This is a genomic window from Micromonospora sp. NPDC049529, assembly GCF_055586685.1.
Map to the genome: position 1 here is coordinate 327107 of NZ_JBVJHT010000002.1, position 18950 is coordinate 346056.

Genomic DNA, 18950 nt, shown 5'->3' on the forward strand with positions numbered 1-18950 from the left:
TGCCACGGCGCGCCGACGGCCGCGCGAGAATACGTTCCATGGCGTACGAGGCACTGCTGCTGGTCGGATTCGGTGGCCCGGAACGGCCGGAGGACGTACTGCCGTTCCTGGCGAACGTGACCCGTGGCCGTGGGGTGCCGCCGGAGCGGCTGGCCGCGGTCGCCGAGCACTACCAGCACTTCGGCGGCGTCTCCCCGATCAACCAGCAGAACCGGGACCTGCTGGCGGCGATCCGGGACGACTTCGCCGCCAACGGGATCGGCCTGCCGGTCTACTGGGGCAACCGGAACTGGCACCCGATGCTCGCCGACACCGTGGCGCAGATGCGTACCGACGGGATCGGCACCGCCCTCGCCTTCGTCACCAGCGCCTACGGCGGCTACTCCTCCTGCCGGCAGTACCAGGAGGACCTGGTCGCCGCCCGCTCGGCGGTCGGCCCCGAGGCGCCGATGATCGACAAACTGCGCCAGTTCTGGGACCACCCCGGTTTCGTCGAGCCGCACGCCGACGCGGTCCGGGCCGCGCTGGCCACCCTCGACCCGGCCCGCCGGGACAGCACCCGGCTGGTCTTCACCGCCCACTCGGTGCCGACCGCGATGGCCGCCGCCGCCGGACCCCAGGGCGGGCGGTACGAGGCACAGCTGCGCGAGACCGCCCGGCTGGTGGCCGGCATCGCCGCCGCCGACCTGCCGTACGACCTGGTGTGGCAGAGCCGGTCCGGCCCGCCGCACGTGCCGTGGCTGGAACCGGACATCAACGACCATCTGGCGGTGCTGGCGGCCGACGGGGTCAGCTCGGTGGTGGTGAGCCCGATCGGGTTCGTCTCCGACCACCTGGAGGTGGTGTGGGACCTGGACACCGAGGCGGCCGCGACGGCCAAGCGGCTCGGGCTGGACTATGTCCGGGCCGGCACCCCCGGCACCGATCCCCGGTTCGTCTCGATGGTCCGCGAGCTGGTCACCGAGCGGGTTAACCCGCCGGATACGTCACCGCGACGCCGCCTGGGTACGCTCCCGGTCTGGGACACCTGCCCGGCGGGTTGTTGCGTGCCGGCCCGGCGCCCCTGACCGCCGGTCGGGACGACGGGTGCGCGCGGATGCGCACCGGCAGCGCGGCCGTGGGCGGGACGAGGCGTAGCGAGGGGACGGCATGAGGGAACGGAAGCCCGTGCAGAGCTGGCTCACCGACATGGACGGTGTGCTGGTGCACGAGGGACAACCGGTGCCGGGGGCGCCCGAGTTCATCAACCGGCTGCGCGCGTCGGGCAAACCGTTCCTGGTGCTGACGAACAACTCCATCTACACCCCTCGCGACCTGCAGGCCCGGTTGGCCCGGATGGGCTTCGAGGTGCCGGAGCAGGCGATCTGGACGGCGGCGCTGGCCACCGCGCAGTTCCTCGCCGACCAGCGCCCCGGCGGCACCGCGTACGTGATCGGCGAGGCGGGTCTGACCACGGCGATGCACGCGGTCGGGTACATCCTCACCGACTACGCCCCGGACTACGTGGTGCTGGGGGAGACCCGCACCTACAGCTTCGAGGCGATCACCAAGGCGGTCCGGCTGATCGAGGCCGGAGCCCGGTTCATCTGCACCAACCCGGACGTGACCGGACCGTCGAACGAGGGTCTGCTGCCGGCGGCGGGTTCGGTCGCGGCGATGATCTCGAAGGCGACCGGGGTGGCGCCGTACTTCGTCGGCAAGCCCAATCCGATGATGATGCGGTCGGCCCTGAACACCATCAACGCGCACTCCGAGTCGACCGCGATGATCGGGGACCGGATGGACACCGACATCCTCTGTGGACTGGAGGCCGGGCTGGAGACCATCCTGGTGCTGACCGGGATCAGCACGAAGACCGAGGCGGAGCGGTACCCGTACCGGCCGTCGCGGATCATCAACTCGGTGGTCGACCTGATGGACGAGATCTGACCCGACCGGGGGTCGGAAACGGTCAGGCGGTCAGCGGGGCGTTGCAGGCCGCCACCAGAGCACGCCGGCAGGCGGCGGTCAGTGGGCGCAACGCGGCGTCGCGCTGCTGTGCCTCGTAGCCGTTGACCGCCCCGCCCGGCGCGACGTGTTCGGCCAGCGCCAACACCTGGTCGAGCACGCTGGCCCGGGCGAACAGCCGGCGGGCCCGGGGGTCGAAGCCCGGCGGCAGGTCGGTGCCGCCGTCGGGGCGGCGCAGCGCGGCCAGCGCCCCGGCCAGCTCGGGCCGCCAGTGGGCGACGTCGAGCCGGGTCAGGGCGGCGGTCGCCTCGGCCAGCGCGGTGGACAGGTCGGCCTCCGCCTCGGCCGGACCGGGGCAGCCCTTCGCCGAGGCGAGCGCGTTCTCCGGCAGCGGGTAGACCCGCCACAGCACGGTCTCGAAGGTCACCCCGGAGCCGGAGGTGTGCATCCGCACCTCCGGGATCAGTCCCAGGGTGCCGGCGACCACCGCCTCGCCCGCGACCAGTGCCGCACCGGCGAACGGTCCGGGGCCGGGCAGGCCGCGCGGGTCGCCGGGGGCCGGCAGCACCAGCCGGATCTCGTCCGGGGAGAGCTTCGACAGGGTGGGCAGGGCGTCGGCGAGCGGCACGTCGGTCCAGGTGCCGGGGGCGTCGGCGACGAGATGTTCCTCGTCGCCGGCCACCTCGTCGGCGACCTCGTCGTACGGCACCAGCCCGGCGCGCCATGCGCGTACCCAGGCCACGAACCGGCTCGACCGGCGCGGGGCAAGGGTCGCCGCGCCCGTTGCGGGGGACATGCAGGCAAGGGTACGTGTTCACCACGCCCCTGTCTCGGCCCCCGGCCCGGCGGCGCGTCTGCGTCACCGGTCACCCGGATCGGGTTAGCGTCGCCGACATGGGGAGGATGTACGGCAAGGATGTGCTCGCCGGTGACTGGCGGCGACGCAGGACGGTTCCCGAGGTGGACGCCGAACCGGACCTGGTGGTGGAGGACGCCGACTCGGGGTTCTGCGGCGCCGTGGTCGGGTTCGAGTCCGGTGCGGTGGTGCTGGAGGATCGGCACGGCCGGCGGCGTAACTTCCCGTTGCTGCCGGCGGCGTTCCTGCTGGACGGTTCGCCGGTGACGTTGCGCCGGCCGCCCCCGGCACCCGTACCGGCCGCGCGCCGACGCACCGCTTCCGGTTCGGTCGCCGTCGCCGGGGTACGCGCCCAGGTGGCGAAGGCCAGCCGGATCTGGGTCGAGGGGATCCACGACGCCGCTCTGGTGGAACGGATCTGGGGCGACGACCTGCGGATCGAGGGGGTGGTGGTGGAGCCGCTCGACGGCATCGACGAACTGGCCGCGCGGGTACGCGAGTTCGGCCCCGGTCCGCAGCGCAGACTCGGAGTGCTGGTCGACCACCTGGTCGCCGGCTCGAAGGAGAGCCGGATCGTGGCCGGGGTGACCTCCCCGCACGTGCTGGTGACCGGGCATCCGTACGTCGACGTGTGGCAGGCGGTGAAGCCGGCGAAGCTGGGCATCCGGGCGTGGCCGGTGGTGCCGCCGGGGCAGCCGTGGAAGGAAGGCGTCTGCGCGGCGCTCGGGGTGGCCGAGCCGGCGCAGATGTGGCGGTTGATCCTCTCCCGGGTGTCGAGTTTCCAGGACGTGGAGACACCGTTGATCAACGCGGTCGAGCGGATGATCGATTTCGTGACCGTGCCGCAGGACTGAGTCGTACTCGTTACGCCACCGGTCGGCGCCCGCTCGACCGCGGACCGAGACTGGTGCCCATGCGTACGGGGCAAGCGCGGCAGGACACCGGAGCACGGCGGCTCGGCCTCGGCTGGCGGCTGGCGATCGTGTTCGTCGCCGGGGTGGCGATCTGGCGATCGGTCTACCAGGTCGCCGAGCAGATCTTCGGACCCGGGTACGACCACGGCACTCACCTGTTCCGGGCGGTCACGGTCACCGCGCTGGTCGTACCGATGGTGGTGCTGGCCCGGCGGTTCCTGGACCGGCGGCCCTGGGCCGGCCTGCGACTCATCTCGCCGGACGAGGGCTGGCGGCCGTTGCTGGCCGGCGCCGGCGCCTACCTCGTGCCGCTTCCGGTCGGCCTGGCCGTGGTCCTGGCGCTCGGCTGGGTGACGCTGAGCGTGCACGCGCCGGCCGGTGAGGTGATCGGGGCGGTGGCCGGACTGCTGCTGCTCGTCCTGCTCTACGAGGCGCTGCCCGAGGAGCTGATCTTCCGGGGTTACCTCTACCGGAACCTGGTCACCGTGCTGCCGGCCTGGCTGGCGGTCGGTGCCCAGGCGGTCCTGTTCACCCTCTTCGGACTGGCGGTCGGTGCCCCGCTCGGGCGGGCGGTGGTGTTCCTCGCGTTCGGGTACGTGCTCGGCCTGATCCGGATGGTGACCGGCAACCTGTGGGCGCCGATCGGGTTCCACCTGGTGTTCCAGACCTGCGCGCAGCTCGTCGGCCCGGACTGGGACCTGGTGACGGTGACCAACCCGGACACGCTGGCGATCGTCGGCCTCGGCGCGATCCCGATCACCCTCGGCGCGGTGGCCATCCGCTACCTGCACCGGGCCCCGTCGGTCGACCAGGGCGCCCGCGAGCCGGACCCCGCCCCGAACTGAGCCGGACCGCCCCGACCGGGCCGGAGCTGGGTCGACGTAGAGGTCGGGGTCGGGGTCGGGGTCGGTCGGGGGTCAGTCGAGCCGGTCCGGGTCGCGGGTGAGGACGAAGGTGGCGATGTCGAGCGCCCGGACCGCACCGGCCGGGTCCCGGCGTACGGCCAGGATCTCGCCGTCGTTCATCCCGGACCGGCCGCGCCAGTGGTCGGCGTCGACCCGGCCGAACCGCCACGGCACCGTCCCGGCCGGGCGGAGCGGGGTGAGGACCAGTTCCTCCGCCTCGCCGTCCCAGGCCGCCTCGAACTCCCGCCCCATCCACCACCAGCGGCCGGTCAGCTCGGCCACCGCCGCCTCGGGTGGGCCGGCGGCGGGACGCCACGGCTTGACCGGTGCGGGTTCGTGGTCGAGCACCTCGGTCAGCAACCGCCGGGTGAGGGCGCGGATCGAGCCGGTGCGGAAGCCGTACGCGTTGGCGAAGGTCACCACGGCGGTCCGGGACGGCCGGTGCACGGCCAGCCCGGCGACGTAGCCGGGCATCGAGCCACCGTGGCCCACGTAGATCCGCTCACCGCTGCGGTAGAGCTCCAGACCGAGCCCGTGTCCGGTGGTCCACGAGTCCGGGTCGCCGATCGCCACCGGCACACACATCTCGGTCACCGTCTCGCGCGCGAGCAGGGCCGGGTCCGGGTCGGCCAGGAAGGCAGCCCACCGGGCCAGGTCGGGCACGCTGGCCCAGAGCTGCCCGGCGGGCGCCATCGCCCCGGTGTCCGTACGGGGTTCCTCGCGTAGCGTGCCGTGCCACGGGTGGACCAGGTAGCCGCGGGCGAACGGCTCCTGCGGCAGGTACGACGTACGGGTCAGGCCCAGCGGGCCGAGCAGCCGTTCGTGCAGCAGGTCCCACCACGTCCGCCCGGTGAGCCGTTCGAGTACACCGCCGAGCAGCCCGTACGCCAGGTTCGAGTAGTGGTAGGTGTGGTGCGGCGGGTGGGTCAGCTTCGCCGGGGTGAGTCCGGCGAGCAGGGTGGCCAGGTCGACGCCCTCGGTCCGTTCCCACCAGCCGTCGCTGTCCGGTTCGCGTTGCAGGCCGCTGGCGTGGCCGAGCAGTTGCCGCAGGGTGACCCGGCCGACGGGGGTGCCCGGCAGGTGCCGGTCGAGCGGGTCGTCCAGGTCCAGCCGGCCCTCGTCGCGGAGCCCGAGCACCAGGGCGGCGGTCATGGTCTTGGTGATCGAGCCGATCCGGAACTGGGTGGCCGGATCCGGCGGCGGTTCGCCGGCACTGCTGGCGTGGGTGAGCACCCCGTCACGGACCACCCCGGCGACGAGGGTCGGCACCGCCGCGTCCGCCTGGGTCCGGGCAACCAGGGTGTCGAGGCGTCGGGTGGTCTCCAGCAGCAGTGCCATGATCATCGGCTCCCGGGGTCGACGCTGGATGCTCGGCACCGGCCCCGCAGCCACCGCCGGACGGCGACCGGGTACGGCAAGCGGTGATCCTACCGGCCCGGACGATCTTCGCCGGTCGGCACGACGTGCACGGCCGTGACAGGATTCAATGGTGGAACCCCTCCTGTGGATCATCCTGGGCGTCGGGTTGCTGGTGGCCGAGATCTTCACCACGACGCTCTTCCTCCTCATGTTCGGCGTGGCCGCGCTCGCCACCGCCGGCGTCGCCGCCCTCGGTGCGCCGGTGGCGGTGCAGGTGCTGGTCTTCGCCGTGGTGTCGGCGCTCAGCGTGGTCGCCGTCCGGCCGGTGATCAAGCGGCACCGGCGCTCCGCCCTGGAGAGCGGCGAGACGGCCTTCGGGGTGGAGGCGATCGAGGGGTCCGACGCCCTGGTGCTGGAGCAGGTGGACGCCGACCACGGGGTGGTCAGGATCGACGGGGAGATCTGGACCGCCCGCTCCTACGACGTCACCCAGGTCTTCCAACCGGGCCAGCGGGTCCGGGTGATCGAGGTCAAAGGCGTGACCGCCCTGGTCTGGCGGGACGATTCCCCTACTGACGCGTTACCAGATACGAAAAGGTGAGCGGTATGGATTTGGCGATAGCGGTGCTGTTCGCCGCCGTGGCTCTGCTCGTGGTGATCACGTTCGCCAAGGCGGTACGGATCGTCCCGCAGCAGCGACAGGACGTGGTCGAACGGCTCGGCAAGTACAAGCGCACGCTCAATCCGGGACTCAACCTGCTGGTGCCGTTCATCGACGCGGTGCGTACGAAGGTCGACATGCGGGAGCAGGTGGTCAGCTTCCCGCCCCAGCCGGTGATCACCTCGGACAACCTGGTCGTCTCGATCGACACCGTCCTCTACTTCAAGGTGGTCGACTCGGTTCGGGCGACCTACGAGATCTCCAACTTCCTCCAGGCGATCGAACAGCTCACCGTCACCACGCTGCGTAACGTCATCGGCTCGCTCGACCTGGAACGGGCCCTGACCAGCCGCGAGGAGATCAACCGGCACCTCTCCGGGGTGCTGGACGAGACCACCGGTCGGTGGGGCATCAAGGTCACCCGGGTCGAGATCAAGGCCATCGAGCCACCGGCGAGCATCCGGGACTCGATGGAGAAGCAGATGCGCGCCGAGCGGGACCGCCGCGCCGCGATCCTCAACGCCGAGGGGCAGAAGCAGTCCCAGATCCTCACCGCCGAGGGGGAGAAGCAGGCCGCCGTACTGCGCGCCGACGGTAACCGGCAGGCCCAGATCCTCCAGGCGGAGGGGCAGGCGAAGGCCATCCGTACCGTCTTCTCCGCGATCCACCAGTCGAATCCGAGCCAGAAGGTGCTCGCCTACCAATACCTCCAAGCGCTGCCGCAGATCGCCAACGGTCAGGCCAGCAAGATCTGGGTGGTACCGGCCGAGCTGACCAAGGCGCTCGAAGGGCTCGGCGGGGCGCTCGGCGGGCTGGCCCAGGCCGCCGGCGACGTACCCTCCCCGGAGGCGGAGCACGACGCGAGCGCCGTCGAGCGCGAGGCGGCCGAGGCCGCCCGGGCCGCCGCCGCGGCCGCCCAGGAGGTGCACGACCAGGTACGCGCCGCCGAGGCGCAGGTGACCGCCCGCCCGGCCGCCCAGCCGCAGCAGGGGCTGCCCGCCCCCGAACCGGTTCCGCCGTCGAGCCTGCTCGGTGACACCAGCTCCAGCCCGGAGCCCAACGACCGGGCCTGACCACCCACCGGAGATCCGTCAACCGCCCCGGCCGGGTAGCCGGGACGATCAGTCGCACGCATCCCCGTACCACCACTGCCCCGCAGGTCATCGAACCTGCGGGGCAGTTCGGCTCCGCACGACAACGGAACCCACCGGGGTACGAAACCGGCGCGGTACGGGAAACGAGGGTCGCCGAAAACGCCGAAGCCACGCGCCGCCGCTCGCGGGTTTGCCACGATCGGGCTAGAGCCGGGCGGCGACCGGAGTTCGGGGCGCCGGAACGGATCCCGGCCCGACGTCCCGGCTCGTGAGGCGAGGTCGCGACGTCCCGGCTAGTGGAGCGAGGTGACGCATGAGCCGCGCGATGAAACCCAAGCGACCGGTGACCGGGCCGTCGACCGTACCCCGTGTGCTGGACCGCCCGACCCGGCCGGCCGGCGGGTTCCACCTGCTTCCCTTCTTCGAGGAGGGTGCCGAGCCGCAACCCGCCACCGACACCACCTGGGCCTGGTCGTTGCGCCGCTTCGCTCGGGGCGCGGTGTGGATCCTGCCCGGATCCGCCGTCCTGTACGGCATCGTCACCCTCGTCGGCGACGGAGCCATCCCGGCCTCCGCCGACGGCCACTCGTTCCCGCTGGTGCTCTGGGTGCTCGCGACCTGGCTCGGCCTGCTCGGACTGATGGCGGTGACCGGGCTGCTGGTGACCGCGCGCACCCGGGGGACCGCGACCGCCGGACTGCTGGTGGCTCTCGTCGGCGCGATGCTGATGCTGCCGTTCGCCGGACTGCCCGAGGGGACCTCGCTGTACGGCGGCGGCGCCCGCACGTTGACCCTGGTCGGCGCCAGTTTCTACACCCTGGGTTGGGTGCTGTCCGGTTGGGCGGTGCTGCACTCGGGTGTCTTCAGCTACTCCGACGGCTGGTTGCTGATGTTCGCCGCCCCGATGATCGGTGTCGGCGGAATGCTGGTCGGGCTGCTCCAGACCCTCGGCGCGGTCCTGGTGCTGGCCGCCGGCATCGGCATCGCCTGGCGGGCAGGCCGACTACTGCCGGCGGTCGGCCGGCCCCGACTGGTGGAGGCCATGGCCGACGGCGCCGAAGCCGTCGCGGCCAAGGTCACCCCCGGCAGCCAACTCGCAGGCCCGTAACCACTAGCGCCGAGTCGGCTCCCCCCTTCCACCCGTCCCCCCTCCACCTCGCCCAGTCCTCACCTCCCGAACCAGCCGAGGAAACGGAAGTTGATCATGAAGTTAGCGCAGGGTTTCGGCTGTTGAGGGCACGCTAACTTCATGATCAACCGCGTTCGTCGGGGGCGGGGGGCGGGGGGGGGGTGGACGGGCTCGATGTGGTGTGTAGGTGGTGTCCCGTGGTGCCGCCCGCCGGGGTCAGCGGTGGGCTTGGCGCTCAGGCGTCGGGCTGGTCGGCCGGGGTTGCGGTGGACTCGACCGCCGGGTTGGCGGACGTCACGGTTATCCGTCGCGCTCCGGTTCCGGCGTACGCGCCGACGACCCGGACGTTCAGCACACCCGCGTCGTACGACGCGCTCACCGCGTCGGCCGTCACGTGCGTCGGCAGGGTGAACGATCGGCGGAACGAGCCGTAGCGCAGTTCGCGCAGGCTCCGGCCGTCCCGCTCCCCGGTCCGCTCGTCGCGCCGCTCCCCGCTCACCACGAGCAGGCCACGGTCGACCTCGACCGAAACGTCGTTGGCGATGTCCAGTCCGGGCAGCTCGACCCGGACCAGCGCGTCTTCCCCGTCCCGGCTGATCTCGGCGGCCGGGACGAACCGGGCCGGCTGATCGGTGGGCCGCGTCGCGACCGGGCCGAAGGCGTTCCGGACCAGGGCGTCGAACTCCGCGAACGGATCGCGCCGGGTCCACAACGAGATAGTGCTCATCGGTTTCTCTCCTCGGGTCCCACTGGGCCGGTCCTGTTCGACCGGCACCCGGTACAACTTGAGTCGACCCGACTCAATTCCCGCCCGTCGGGGTCCCGCCCGTGGTCCCCGTCACGACCCTCCATCATGGCCCCATCGGAGTTCCGCCCCAGCCGTCCGGCCATCATGGCGTCCCGGCTCAGTCGTTAGCGAGCATCGGCTCGTACCGCCCGTGCTCGCTCACCGGCAGGTACGCGTGGTCGGCGGCCGCCGCGTGCAGCCGTTCGAGCACTCCGTCGGCGGGTGGCAGGTGCAGTGCCTCCCGCAACCGCGCCCGCAACGCGTCGAGCTCCGGCTCCTCGTCCCGGATCTCCTGATCGGCCTGTGCGAGCCAGGCCCGCAGAGCGGCGCCCCCGTCCTCGTCGTACGGAACCGCCAGCGCGTCGTGCAGGCTGGGCAGCTCGATCGCGACGGCCAAGGCGTCGGCCAACCCGATCGCGACCAGCGTGCCCTCGCCTTCCGAGCCGGCGTACACCACCGGCCGTTCCTCGCCGCCGCTCCCGGCGAACAGGTACGCGCCACCGGACGCGTCTCCGGCGAACATCTCCAGCGACTCCCCGCTGGCCAGGCGGACCGGCTCCACCGGCCCCTGCGACACCCGCGAGAAGTCCAGGTCGCAGAGGCTGGACAGCAGGTCGGCGATCCACGGGGTGGTGGTAATCAATGTCAGTCGTTCGAGCTCGGGCATTCCGGGACCGTACAACCGTGGGCCGGACGTGTCTCGGGTGGACCCTCGGGACGGATGCGGTGGCCGCGAGGGTGGGCCGACGCGGTGTTGGCGGGATGAGTGCGCTAGTGTTCTGTCCAGCGACGCGGGGTGGAGCAGCTCGGTAGCTCGCTGGGCTCATAACCCAGAGGTCGCAGGTTCAAATCCTGTCCCCGCTACAAATGAAGGTGCAGCTCCGTGCCCGATCCTCAGATTGTGGGGGCCGGGTTTTTTTGATCTCCTTTTGGGTGCCGTCCGGGTAGACGGAACACCGCGAGGTGACGGGGGATCCCGCACTATCGATCCTGCGGGCACCTGGGCCGCGATGATCTCCATCCGTGTCGCCCAACATCAACAATTACCCCAGGTATCGGAACTAGTGGTCCGTCTCTCGCGCTCTGTCGGCTGGATAACGCTGTCAGCTCGAGTAAGCGGGGTCCGTTGCCGGGGCGAGCGGTGGCTCGCGAGCCTGTGCGGACCGCACCCGCGAGTTGAATTCGATCAACAACTTCGCACTCCAGGGAGCGGGTGCCGAAATGTGATCCGACCCGCTCGCCCTCGGGTCGGTAGCTTTCCGGGCCACTTGACCGCGATTTAGTCCGTACCGGTTCAAGCGCTCAGGGAATTGGCAGCCATGGTTGCCTTGACAGCGCATGGCAGCATCGGCAATCTAGGTACAGCACTCGTCACGGGGGTGAGCGAATTTGAGTGCACCTATCGCTGTGCGACGTCTCGTGTTCCCCAATGTGGAACGTCTGGCTGTCGCCTTCTTGAGCGGGCGCCCCGAGCTTACGGGTGTCATGGTGGCGATGCGTCTCCCCAACGACTACGACGGCGCGACGCCCGCCGTGATCGTGACCCGGGTCGGCGGCGAGTTCACCGTGGACGACCATCTCGATCACGCCCTCGTCCGGATCGACGCCTACGGCCCCGAGAAAGCGGCTGCGCTCGACCTGGCCGGGACGGTGCGCGCTCTGGTGTGGCTCATGCCCGACGCCGCGCACGTCGGTGGCACCGTGGTCAGCGACGTGACCGAGGAGCGCGGTCCGAGCTGGTTGCGCGATCCCGCCTTCTCCGGAGTCAACCGGTACACCACGCGATATCTGCTGTCCGTCCGGGTCGCCGCGGACCCGGAGCCAGCCGTACGAGAGTCAAACTCAAGGTGAGGAGCCTTAGATGCCCCTGAATGCCAGCGAAATTCGCGTGGCCGGGACCGGCCGTGTCCTCGTCGCCCCAGCCCACACCGCACCACCAGCCAACCTCAACACGGACTGGGCGGCCCCCTGGGTCGACCTCGGCTACACCTCGTCCGACGGGGTCAAGTTCACCAAAAAGGACAAGCTTGACCCGATCGACACCTGGCAGACGGTGGCCGCGATCCGCTTCGTGTACAGCGACCGTGACTTCTCGGTGAAGTTCGCGCTGTTGCAGGTCAACGCCGACACGCTGCCGTTCTTCTTCGGCGGCGGCTCGGTCACCTCCGGGGCTGGCGGGCTGAGCTACGAGATTGCCGCGTCGCCCCGAGTGGACGAGCGGGCACTGGGCATCGAGTTCCGTGACGGCCCGGCCATCACGCATCGGTTCGTGGTGCCGCGCGGGGTGGTCACCGAAACCGACGAGGCGTCGTTCACCCGTACCGCGGCGGTCAAACTCGGGGTCACGTTCACCGCCCTGACCCCCATCGACCGTCCCGAGCAACTCGCGGTCTGGACGATGAACGCCACCACGCCCGGCGCCGCGACGGCGACCGTCGGCTCGGACAAGGACCCGAGGTAGCCGCGATGGGACGCTACAACGTCAATGCCGCACGGGCTCAGCGACTGGAAGCGCTCGGCGAGCGATGGGAGTTCGAACTCGACGGCGAGGCATTCAGCCTGCCGACGGAACTGCCGAGAGACGCGGTACGCGCACTCGCCGGGCTCGACCCTTCCGACCTGGACGGGCTGCTTACCCTGCTCCTCGGCGATGAGCAGTTCAAGCGGTTCGCGGAGCACAGCGTGAGCGTCCAGGACGTACAGGGCCTGCTCGAGGCGTACGGCCGGGACACCGGCATGTCGTTGGGGGAATCCTCGGCCTCGACGCGCTCCTGACCGAGCACGCCGAGGCCCTGGAAGCCGACCTGCTACGCCACTACGGCGTGGACCTGCTCGACCACCACCGCGGTCAGCTCTCCGCTCGTCGGCTGCGGGTCCTGATCCAGCATCTGCCCCGGGACTCCGCACTGGTGCGCGCGCTGCGAGGCGAAGAGGCGGACTGGGGGCTCGGCGAGCACCTGCTCGCTGCGGCCGTCGACCAGCTCGCCACCGGCAACTGGATGTACGCCGCGACACACACATCCGAGAACGGCGACCCACCGAAACGACCGGAGCCGATCCCGCGCCCTGGTCTGGAGGTGGCGGAGTCGGACCCGCCGGCGGCGACGCCGGCTGAGATAGCCGCGTTCTTCGGCGGTCGGTGACCGGTGCCGGTCGGCCGCCGCCGGCCAGAAGGGGGAAAGCACCTTGACGTATCCCGCGGTGCCGATCGTCACCATCGTTGCGCAACTGCAACAGGCGGTGAACCAGGCGGTGGCCGGTCTGATCGCCGGAGCACAGGAGGTAGCCAAGGCAATCGATTACACCGTTGTGAAGGCCGAGGCCACCCTGCTGAAGGCGGAAGCGACCGGCGCGAAGGCCGAGGCCCAGGCGGTGAAGGCTGACGCGGGCATCGTCTCGCTGGATGCCGCGCTGTTCCAGCCCGACATGGAAAAGGTGCTGGAACCGATCCGCAACAAGGTGGCCGATGTTGGCAAGCAGGCACGAACGGCGTTCAAGGACCTCGGGGACCGGGCGACGGCGGCCGGGAAGGATCTCGCAAAGAGCATGCGGGAAGGTGTCAGCGGCCTGACCGGGCTCGCCTCCGGCTTCGGCACTGCCGGGTCACGAGCGACGGTCATGGCGACGCAAACAGCCGCGGTGGGAAGGGTGGCCAAGACAACCAGCATTGCTCAGGCCGCGCTCAACCTGGTGATGAAGATGAACCCGATCGGCCTCGTGATCGTCGCGATCACGCTGCTCGTCGGCGCGCTGGTGCTCGCGTATCAACGGAGCACCACATTCCGCAACATCGTGAACGCGGCGTTCAGCGCGGTACGCAATACCGCGCTGAACGTGTTCAACACGATCCGCAGCGCGGTCGCGACGGTGTGGCCGTACATCTCCCGCGTCGTCCAGATCGCGGTGACGGTGATCCGCACCTATGTGACGACGTACTTCACCGTCGTCCGAACGGTAATCACCACCGTCTTCAACGCGGTACGGGCGGTGGTCACCACGGTCTGGAACGGCGTCCGCGCGGTGATCACGAGCGCGGTCTCCGCGGTGGTGAGCACGGTCAGACGGGTCGGCCAGGTCGCCACGATCGTGCGTGACGCGTTCAGCCGGGCCCGGTCCGCGGTCGGCGACGCTATCGGCGGTGTGGTCAGCTTCGTCCGAGGCATGCCGGGACGGGTGGTGAAAGCGATCGGCAACATCGGCCGCACGCTCTACCAGTCCGGCCGTGACCTGATCCAGGGATTCATCAACGGCCTGCGCGACATGGCCGGGCGGGTCGTCAGCGCGATCCACGATTCGATTCTCAGCCGGATACCCTCGTCGATCAGAAGCTTCCTCGGCATCAGCTCACCGTCCCGCCTCATGGCCGGGTTCGGCCGCAATGTCGGCGAGGGCCTGGTGGTCGGCATCGACGGCAGTCGCGACATGGTCGCCGAGGCGATGAATCGGCTGGTCCCCACACCCCGGGCGGCGGTCATCCGCCCCACCATCGCCGGGCTCGCCCGGGCGACGGTGGCCGGTGCGACCCCTGGTGCCGGCCCGGTGAGCCCGCGCCGCCCCGGCAGCGTGGCGGAAGCGGTCACGGTGAACGTCTATCCACGGGCCGGTCAGTCCGAGTACGAGATCGGGCAGGTCGCCGCCCGAGAGCTGGCTTGGGCGGCGAAGAGCTGATGGCCGAGACACTGCAACTACCCGTATTCGCCCTGAACGACTGGTCCGGGAACACGGTCGACGACCACGGGGTGGAGTGGTGGGTCACTGCCGAAAGCGGCTGGTCCGACACGCCACCCGTACGGCTGGACCTGGCCAACCGGCCCCAGCGCGATGGCGTGTTCGACGCCCCGTCGTTCCGGGGTGCTCGCGTGATCACCATCGAAGGGACCGCCGTGGCCCCGGATCCGGACACCAGAGAGCGGGCGAAGGATCGTCTGGCCGCGGTACTGGCCGACGGGTCCACGCTGTTCCCGCTCACCGTCAGGGAACGGCTGACGGTACGGCAGGCGCTGGTCCGGCTCTCCAGCGAGACGAAGATCGCCGACCGGACGCCGTACACGTTCACCTGGTCGATCCAGCTCGTCGCGCCCGATCCGCTGCGGTACGGCATCGAGCAGTACAGCGCCCGGTGCGGGCTCCCGCTGCCCGGCCTCGGCATTCCGTTTCCCATCGCAACATGGCCTATCGACTTCGGTGAGCCGTCTGACGGGTCGATGACACTGGCCAATGCCGGGACGGTCACCACCTGGCCGGTGTGGACGGTCAGCGGCCCCTGCGTGCAACCGGTGATCCGCAACGCGGTCACCGGCGAAGCGCTCGGATTCGGGCTCGTGCTGAGCGGAGGCGATGTGCTGGTGGTCGATGTGGCGGCGCGCACCATCCGGCTCAACGGCGCATCCCGGCGAGCCGCGTTGCTGCCCGGCTCGACCTGGTTCGGCCTGCCGGCGGGCACCACCGGCATCGAGTTCGACGCCCGGCACACGGACACCCCGGCGGTGCTCTCGGTGGCCTGGCGCGATGCGTGGATATGAGGGGAGTGTCATGCCCGAGCGCCACCCAGGATGGGTGACCGGCATCAACGATTTCGAGGCGCGGCTCGCCACCGGCACATTGATCGCCGCCGAACAGTTCAACGACCAGCTCGACCCCCTCCGGGCGAGGTCCGGGATTCGGGACTCGGCGGCCAACCCGGGCCGGATCACGCTCGGTACGAACAAGGTGACCGTCAACCCGTTCCAGGCGGTGATCCAGGACCCGGCCCGTCCGGCGCTCGGGGCGTACGTGGTCACCCTGGACGCGGCGAAGGATCTGCCGCTGACCGCGTCCGATCCGTCACTCAACCGAACCGATCTGGTCATCGCCGAGATCGTGCCCGACGATCCGGGATTCCTGGTACGTGTCGTCGAGGGTGAACGCACGAGCAACGCGACGCCAGCGCCGCCCACGGTGACCAACCCACTGCACCTGCGGCTCGGCCAGGTCTTCGTACCGTCCGCCGGAGCCACGCCGACCTTCACCGACACCCGTCAGTTCACCGCGGCACTCGGCGGCATCCTGCCCGTGCGCGGTAGCGCCGACCTGCCTCCCGAGGCGCCCGGCAGCCAGTTCATCTTCCGCCTCGACACGCGCGACCTGCAGATACGCCGGGGTACACAGTGGGTCAGCTACCGACCGCCGCGCGGCAGCGTCGACACCTGGCACCCGCTGTCCGCGTCGGGCTGGAAGAACCACCACGCGGAATACAACCCGGCGGCCTACACCATCACCGAGGACGGGTGGGTCCGACTGAGGGGTCTGGTCGAGACCTCCGCCGCACGTGCGACCGGCGCCGTGATCTTCACCCTGCCGGTCGGTTACCGGCCTCGCTACCGGCATATGTGGCCGGTGGTGTCGTCCAACGGGATCATCCGCATGGACGTCCACAGCACCGGTCAGGTCATCCTCGGCGCTGTCCTCCAAGCCAACGACTGGGTGTCTCTGGACGGCATCGCCTTTGCCGCGCTCGCCACCTACGGCACCTGATGAGCTACACGTATCTGGTCGCCGACCTGCTCAGCGGGACGATCCTGGACGAGCTACCGCTGACCGGGGTCACCTTCGACAAGCGTCTCAACGACACCGGCAGCCTGCGCGGGCAACTTCGGGTGGACGACCCCGGCATCCGGGTCCGCGAGCCACGGCTGCTCACCCAGCCGGGCCGGATCGCCGTCTACGTCGACCGCGACGGCGACCTGCTCTGGGGCGGAATCGTCTGGACCACCCGTTACTCCGCTGCCAGTGCCACCGTCGAGATCGGCGCCTCGGACTTCCTGTCGTATTTCGAGCATCGGCGCGTGCTCGACTATCCGATCACCGAGACGGGTGTGGTGACGTACACCGACACCGACCAGATGGTGATCGCAGCCGGCCTGGTCGAACGTGCCCGGTCCCACCCCGGCGGCGACCTGGGCCTGGATCTGCGCGGTGCCGAGGTGTCCGGTGTGACCCGGACCGTCAGCTACGGCGCGGGTGAGTTGAAGCCGGTCGCCGACGCGTTGCGTGACCTGGCCAATGCGGACGGCGGCTTCGACTTCGTGGCGGACGTCGAGTACGGCCCGGACGGGCAGCCGGTGCGGTTCCTCCGGTGCGGCTACCCCCGGCTGGGTCAGCCCGGCGCCCCGCATGTGTGGGAGTACGGCGCGAACCTCGTCGACTACACCTGGCCGGTGGACGCGGCGAGCATGGCGACGCGGGTCTTCGCGCAGGGCAGCAGCGCGACGGGCGGCGCCGTGCTGCGGTTCGCCGAGGACGATGGCGCGTACCGCGGCGGTTGGCCGTTGCTGGAGGAAACGGCCTCCCAACTCGACACCGAGGACGCGGCACTGGTACTGGCCCAGGCCCGAGGTGAGCTGGCCGCGCGTCGCCGTCCGGTGGTGCTGCCGGAGTTGACCGTACGCGCCGACCTGGACCCGGTTGTCGGCTCGTACGCGGTGGGCGACGACGTCCGCCTGGTCGTCGACGATCCGTTCTTCGCCGGTAGCCGCCTCGACATGACCGTGCGGCTGCTCGGCTTCGCGGTCACGCCCGGGGACGACGCCGGGCAGGAGCAGGTAACGCTGACGGTCGCGCAGACGGCGGAGATGTCATGACGAGGATCAACCGGCCCGATACGCTGCTGACCGAGTTACGTGACCTCAAACGGCGACTGCGTCTCCTGGAGGCGGTCCGGATGCGAGCACAGACAACGGTGGGTGCCACATCCCGCGCCGAGACGGAGTCGGACGGGCGGGTGACACTCGTGCCGCTCATGCCGGCGCGGCCGGCCGACTGGTCGGGGACCTCGGCAATCGGGTGGGAGCGGCTCGCCGTCACCTGGTCGGCCCGGAACGGCCGTCTGGCGGTGCTGCTGGTGGCGGATCCGGACACCACCGGGCAGGCCCGGGTCCTGGTCGACGGCGTCCCGGTTGGCGAGGTACTGCACGTGTCGTCCGTGCCGTCCCGGCAGACGGTGGACGTTGTCGCCGCCGGCCCGATCGAGTCGGAAATCGCGGTGGAGGCCCGCCGGACCACCGGCATCGGGCTGGTCCGGGTGGCCGCCGGACACCTCCCCGGCTGAGGCGTCTTGCGGTCGTGTTCGATTTTCCGGCGGGCGGGTTGTCGGCGGCGGTCATCACGGGGCGACCTGTGCCAGGTCACCTTGATGCGGGCGATGCGGGTCGGATGCGCTACTGTTTCTCCCAGCGACGCGGGGTGGAGCAGCTCGGTAGCTCGCTGGGCTCATAACCCAGAGGTCGCAGGTTCAAATCCTGTCCCCGCTACAAGAGAAACACCAGCTCAGAGCCCGTCTCCTGGGATTTCAGGAGGCGGGCTCCCGCTTGTTCAGTGGGCGATGAGTGGGCAAACGACGCGTCACGATGTGATATTTCGCGGCAGTGAGCAATCGCCAAAGCGCTGACCAACGGACTCGGCACCACGGGCAACGCCTGGACCGGGTCGGCACCATCGGGCGGGAAGCCCGAGTGGTTGATCTGACCGGGGAACTGGGACTGTCCCAGCCCACCGTGTCGGCGCACCTGGCCTGCCTGCGTGACTGCGGCCTGATCGTCGGCCGACCGGAAGGCCGGCAGATGTTCTGCGCCCTGACCCGCCCGGAACTACTCGACCTGCTCAGCGTTGCCCGACGTTACCGGTCCCGCCGCCCGCAGGGCCGTCCGCTACGCCCGGTTCACCATTGGTTACAACCTCATTGAGGGCGTCATCGCCGTCGCCGCAGGCCTGGCCGCGTCGGCGGTCTCCCTGATTGGCTTCGGTATCGACTCCGGCATCGAGGTCGCCGCCGCAGTGGTCCTGACCCGGCTTACCACCGAGATCCGTGGCGGCGAACCCGACGAGGCTAAGGAACGTCGCGCGTTGAAGTTCATCGCGTTGACCTTCTTTGCCCTCGCCACCTACGTCATCGTCGAGGGCGTCCGGGACCTGTTCGTCGGCGAAGTCCCCGACGCCAGTATTGTCGGCATCGTCATCGCCGGTGTCTCCATCGTGATCATGCCGTGGCTGGCCCACGTCAAACGCAAGGCCGGACGGCAGATGCACTCCCGGCTGGTCATCGCCGACGCCGCTGAGACCATACTCTGCGCCTGGCTGTCCGTCTCGACCTTCGTCGGACTGCTCGCCTTCGCCCTGGTCGGCTGGACCTGGCTCGACCCGATCGCCGGATTTGTCATCGCCGGGTTCGCGATCATGGAGGGTAGAGAAGCCTGGGAAGGCGAGCTCGTCGATGACGACTGACCCGAGTTCATTGTTCCTCGGACGGCAGCCAGGCGATGCG

General features: G+C 70.3%; 21 protein-coding genes, 2 tRNA genes and 1 pseudogene. 20 read left to right on the plus strand and 4 right to left on the minus strand.

The features are described 5' to 3' along the window. Nucleotides 1-38 precede the first annotated feature (38 nt). Nucleotides 39-1067, plus strand: coding sequence for a ferrochelatase (locus ACZ6QQ_RS04215; protein WP_465874206.1), 1029 nt, complete (start codon nucleotides 39-41; stop codon nucleotides 1065-1067). Nucleotides 1068-1149: 82 nt separating this feature from the next. Next, nucleotides 1150-1929: an HAD-IIA family hydrolase gene (locus tag ACZ6QQ_RS04220; RefSeq protein WP_465874208.1), complete on the plus strand. Its 780-nt coding sequence runs from the start codon at nucleotides 1150-1152 to the stop codon at nucleotides 1927-1929. 22 nt (nucleotides 1930-1951) lie between these two features. Here ACZ6QQ_RS04220 and ACZ6QQ_RS04225 read toward each other — a convergent pair whose 3' ends face one another. Next, nucleotides 1952-2743 (minus strand): hypothetical protein, encoded by a 792-nt coding sequence (locus ACZ6QQ_RS04225; RefSeq protein WP_465874209.1) that lies wholly within the window; start codon nucleotides 2741-2743, stop codon nucleotides 1952-1954. Between the two features lie 98 nt (nucleotides 2744-2841). Between ACZ6QQ_RS04225 and ACZ6QQ_RS04230 the strand changes: the two genes are divergently transcribed. Further along, nucleotides 2842-3657, plus strand: coding sequence for a DUF3097 domain-containing protein (locus tag ACZ6QQ_RS04230; protein WP_465874210.1), 816 nt, complete (start codon nucleotides 2842-2844; stop codon nucleotides 3655-3657). 59 nt (nucleotides 3658-3716) lie between these two features. Beyond that, nucleotides 3717-4562 carry a lysostaphin resistance A-like protein gene (locus tag ACZ6QQ_RS04235; protein WP_465874212.1) on the plus strand — a complete coding sequence of 282 codons (846 nt, stop codon included), beginning with the start codon at nucleotides 3717-3719 and terminating at the stop codon, nucleotides 4560-4562. 72 nt (nucleotides 4563-4634) lie between these two features. Here the strand turns inward: ACZ6QQ_RS04235 and ACZ6QQ_RS04240 are convergent, their stop codons facing one another. Beyond that, entirely contained in the window at nucleotides 4635-5960 is a 1326-nt protein-coding gene (locus ACZ6QQ_RS04240; protein WP_465874214.1) for a serine hydrolase domain-containing protein, read from the minus strand. Nucleotides 5961-6111: 151 nt separating this feature from the next. Between ACZ6QQ_RS04240 and ACZ6QQ_RS04245 the strand changes: the two genes are divergently transcribed. The 3 genes from ACZ6QQ_RS04245 (at nucleotide 6112) to ACZ6QQ_RS04255 (ending at nucleotide 8844) form a co-directional block, all read left to right on the plus strand. Continuing rightward, a complete protein-coding gene (locus ACZ6QQ_RS04245; protein WP_465874535.1) occupies nucleotides 6112-6582 on the plus strand; it encodes an NfeD family protein in 471 nt (156 codons plus the stop codon). 5 nt (nucleotides 6583-6587) lie between these two features. Beyond that, entirely contained in the window at nucleotides 6588-7715 is a 1128-nt protein-coding gene (locus tag ACZ6QQ_RS04250; protein ID WP_465874216.1) for an SPFH domain-containing protein, read from the plus strand. A gap of 334 nt (nucleotides 7716-8049) precedes the next feature. Continuing rightward, nucleotides 8050-8844: a hypothetical protein gene (locus ACZ6QQ_RS04255; RefSeq protein WP_465874217.1), complete on the plus strand. Its 795-nt coding sequence runs from the start codon at nucleotides 8050-8052 to the stop codon at nucleotides 8842-8844. A 256-nt stretch (nucleotides 8845-9100) separates the two neighbouring features. On the opposite strand, the gene ACZ6QQ_RS04260 is transcribed toward ACZ6QQ_RS04255, so the two are convergent. Both ACZ6QQ_RS04260 and ACZ6QQ_RS04265 read right to left on the minus strand, forming a co-directional pair. Next, nucleotides 9101-9592 (minus strand): Hsp20/alpha crystallin family protein, encoded by a 492-nt coding sequence (locus ACZ6QQ_RS04260; protein WP_465874219.1) that lies wholly within the window; start codon nucleotides 9590-9592, stop codon nucleotides 9101-9103. A gap of 178 nt (nucleotides 9593-9770) precedes the next feature. Beyond that, the gene (locus ACZ6QQ_RS04265) at nucleotides 9771-10319 is read right to left on the minus strand and encodes a hypothetical protein (protein WP_465874221.1); all 549 of its coding nucleotides are present in this window, start codon (nucleotides 10317-10319) and stop codon (nucleotides 9771-9773) included. A 123-nt stretch (nucleotides 10320-10442) separates the two neighbouring features. On the opposite strand from ACZ6QQ_RS04265, the gene ACZ6QQ_RS04270 reads away from it, so the two are divergent. The 13 genes and pseudogenes from ACZ6QQ_RS04270 to ACZ6QQ_RS04330 all read left to right on the plus strand — a co-directional run bounded on the left by ACZ6QQ_RS04270 (nucleotide 10443) and on the right by ACZ6QQ_RS04330 (nucleotide 18910). Next, a tRNA-Met gene (locus tag ACZ6QQ_RS04270) sits at nucleotides 10443-10516 on the plus strand. A gap of 630 nt (nucleotides 10517-11146) precedes the next feature. Next, nucleotides 11147-11503, plus strand: coding sequence for a hypothetical protein (locus ACZ6QQ_RS04275; RefSeq protein ID WP_465874223.1), 357 nt, complete (start codon nucleotides 11147-11149; stop codon nucleotides 11501-11503). A 10-nt stretch (nucleotides 11504-11513) separates the two neighbouring features. Next, entirely contained in the window at nucleotides 11514-12113 is a 600-nt protein-coding gene (locus ACZ6QQ_RS04280) for a phage tail tube protein (protein WP_465874224.1), read from the plus strand. A gap of 5 nt (nucleotides 12114-12118) precedes the next feature. Beyond that, nucleotides 12119-12427, plus strand: coding sequence for a hypothetical protein (locus tag ACZ6QQ_RS04285; protein WP_465874225.1), 309 nt, complete (start codon nucleotides 12119-12121; stop codon nucleotides 12425-12427). 47 nt (nucleotides 12428-12474) lie between these two features. Beyond that, nucleotides 12475-12795 (plus strand): hypothetical protein, encoded by a 321-nt coding sequence (locus ACZ6QQ_RS04290; RefSeq protein ID WP_465874227.1) that lies wholly within the window; start codon nucleotides 12475-12477, stop codon nucleotides 12793-12795. A gap of 43 nt (nucleotides 12796-12838) precedes the next feature. After that, nucleotides 12839-14320 (plus strand): phage tail protein, encoded by a 1482-nt coding sequence (locus ACZ6QQ_RS04295; protein WP_465874228.1) that lies wholly within the window; start codon nucleotides 12839-12841, stop codon nucleotides 14318-14320. Beyond that, nucleotides 14320-15174 (plus strand): phage distal tail protein, encoded by an 855-nt coding sequence (locus ACZ6QQ_RS04300; RefSeq protein WP_465874230.1) that lies wholly within the window; start codon nucleotides 14320-14322, stop codon nucleotides 15172-15174. Before ACZ6QQ_RS04295 ends, ACZ6QQ_RS04300 begins: the two co-directional genes overlap by 1 nt. Before the next feature lie 34 nt (nucleotides 15175-15208). Next, on the plus strand, nucleotides 15209-16165 hold the full coding sequence (locus ACZ6QQ_RS04305) for a hypothetical protein (protein WP_465874232.1): 957 nt from the start codon (nucleotides 15209-15211) through the stop codon (nucleotides 16163-16165). Beyond that, complete coding sequence (locus tag ACZ6QQ_RS04310) at nucleotides 16165-17271, plus strand: hypothetical protein (protein WP_465874233.1); 1107 nt, start codon at nucleotides 16165-16167, stop codon at nucleotides 17269-17271. The genes ACZ6QQ_RS04305 and ACZ6QQ_RS04310 overlap by 1 nt, the downstream gene beginning before the upstream one ends. Next, nucleotides 17268-17738 (plus strand): hypothetical protein, encoded by a 471-nt coding sequence (locus ACZ6QQ_RS04315; RefSeq protein WP_465874234.1) that lies wholly within the window; start codon nucleotides 17268-17270, stop codon nucleotides 17736-17738. Before ACZ6QQ_RS04310 ends, ACZ6QQ_RS04315 begins: the two co-directional genes overlap by 4 nt. Before the next feature lie 128 nt (nucleotides 17739-17866). Continuing rightward, nucleotides 17867-17940, plus strand: a tRNA-Met gene (locus tag ACZ6QQ_RS04320). Nucleotides 17941-18132: 192 nt separating this feature from the next. Continuing rightward, nucleotides 18133-18372, plus strand: a pseudogene (locus tag ACZ6QQ_RS04325) (ArsR/SmtB family transcription factor); the annotation flags it as partial. Continuing rightward, complete coding sequence (locus ACZ6QQ_RS04330) at nucleotides 18296-18910, plus strand: cation efflux transmembrane domain-containing protein (protein WP_465874236.1); 615 nt, start codon at nucleotides 18296-18298, stop codon at nucleotides 18908-18910. The pseudogene ACZ6QQ_RS04325 and the gene ACZ6QQ_RS04330, both read left to right, overlap by 77 nt. Nucleotides 18911-18950: the final 40 nt, after the last annotated feature.

Coding starts and splice junctions, on each gene's coding strand:
- ACZ6QQ_RS04215 (WP_465874206.1), top strand. CDS start 39: ATGGCGTACGAGGCACTGCTGCTGGTCGGATTCGGTGGCCCGGAACGG.
- ACZ6QQ_RS04220 (WP_465874208.1), top strand. CDS start 1,150: ATGAGGGAACGGAAGCCCGTGCAGAGCTGGCTCACCGACATGGACGGT.
- ACZ6QQ_RS04225 (WP_465874209.1), bottom strand. CDS start 2,743: ATGTCCCCCGCAACGGGCGCGGCGACCCTTGCCCCGCGCCGGTCGAGC.
- ACZ6QQ_RS04230 (WP_465874210.1), top strand. CDS start 2,842: ATGGGGAGGATGTACGGCAAGGATGTGCTCGCCGGTGACTGGCGGCGA.
- ACZ6QQ_RS04235 (WP_465874212.1), top strand. CDS start 3,717: ATGCGTACGGGGCAAGCGCGGCAGGACACCGGAGCACGGCGGCTCGGC.
- ACZ6QQ_RS04240 (WP_465874214.1), bottom strand. CDS start 5,960: ATGGCACTGCTGCTGGAGACCACCCGACGCCTCGACACCCTGGTTGCC.
- ACZ6QQ_RS04250 (WP_465874216.1), top strand. CDS start 6,588: ATGGATTTGGCGATAGCGGTGCTGTTCGCCGCCGTGGCTCTGCTCGTG.
- ACZ6QQ_RS04255 (WP_465874217.1), top strand. CDS start 8,050: ATGAGCCGCGCGATGAAACCCAAGCGACCGGTGACCGGGCCGTCGACC.
- ACZ6QQ_RS04260 (WP_465874219.1), bottom strand. CDS start 9,592: ATGAGCACTATCTCGTTGTGGACCCGGCGCGATCCGTTCGCGGAGTTC.
- ACZ6QQ_RS04265 (WP_465874221.1), bottom strand. CDS start 10,319: ATGCCCGAGCTCGAACGACTGACATTGATTACCACCACCCCGTGGATC.
- ACZ6QQ_RS04275 (WP_465874223.1), top strand. CDS start 11,147: ATGCGTCTCCCCAACGACTACGACGGCGCGACGCCCGCCGTGATCGTG.
- ACZ6QQ_RS04280 (WP_465874224.1), top strand. CDS start 11,514: ATGCCCCTGAATGCCAGCGAAATTCGCGTGGCCGGGACCGGCCGTGTC.
- ACZ6QQ_RS04285 (WP_465874225.1), top strand. CDS start 12,119: ATGGGACGCTACAACGTCAATGCCGCACGGGCTCAGCGACTGGAAGCG.
- ACZ6QQ_RS04300 (WP_465874230.1), top strand. CDS start 14,320: ATGGCCGAGACACTGCAACTACCCGTATTCGCCCTGAACGACTGGTCC.
- ACZ6QQ_RS04310 (WP_465874233.1), top strand. CDS start 16,165: ATGAGCTACACGTATCTGGTCGCCGACCTGCTCAGCGGGACGATCCTG.
- ACZ6QQ_RS04315 (WP_465874234.1), top strand. CDS start 17,268: ATGACGAGGATCAACCGGCCCGATACGCTGCTGACCGAGTTACGTGAC.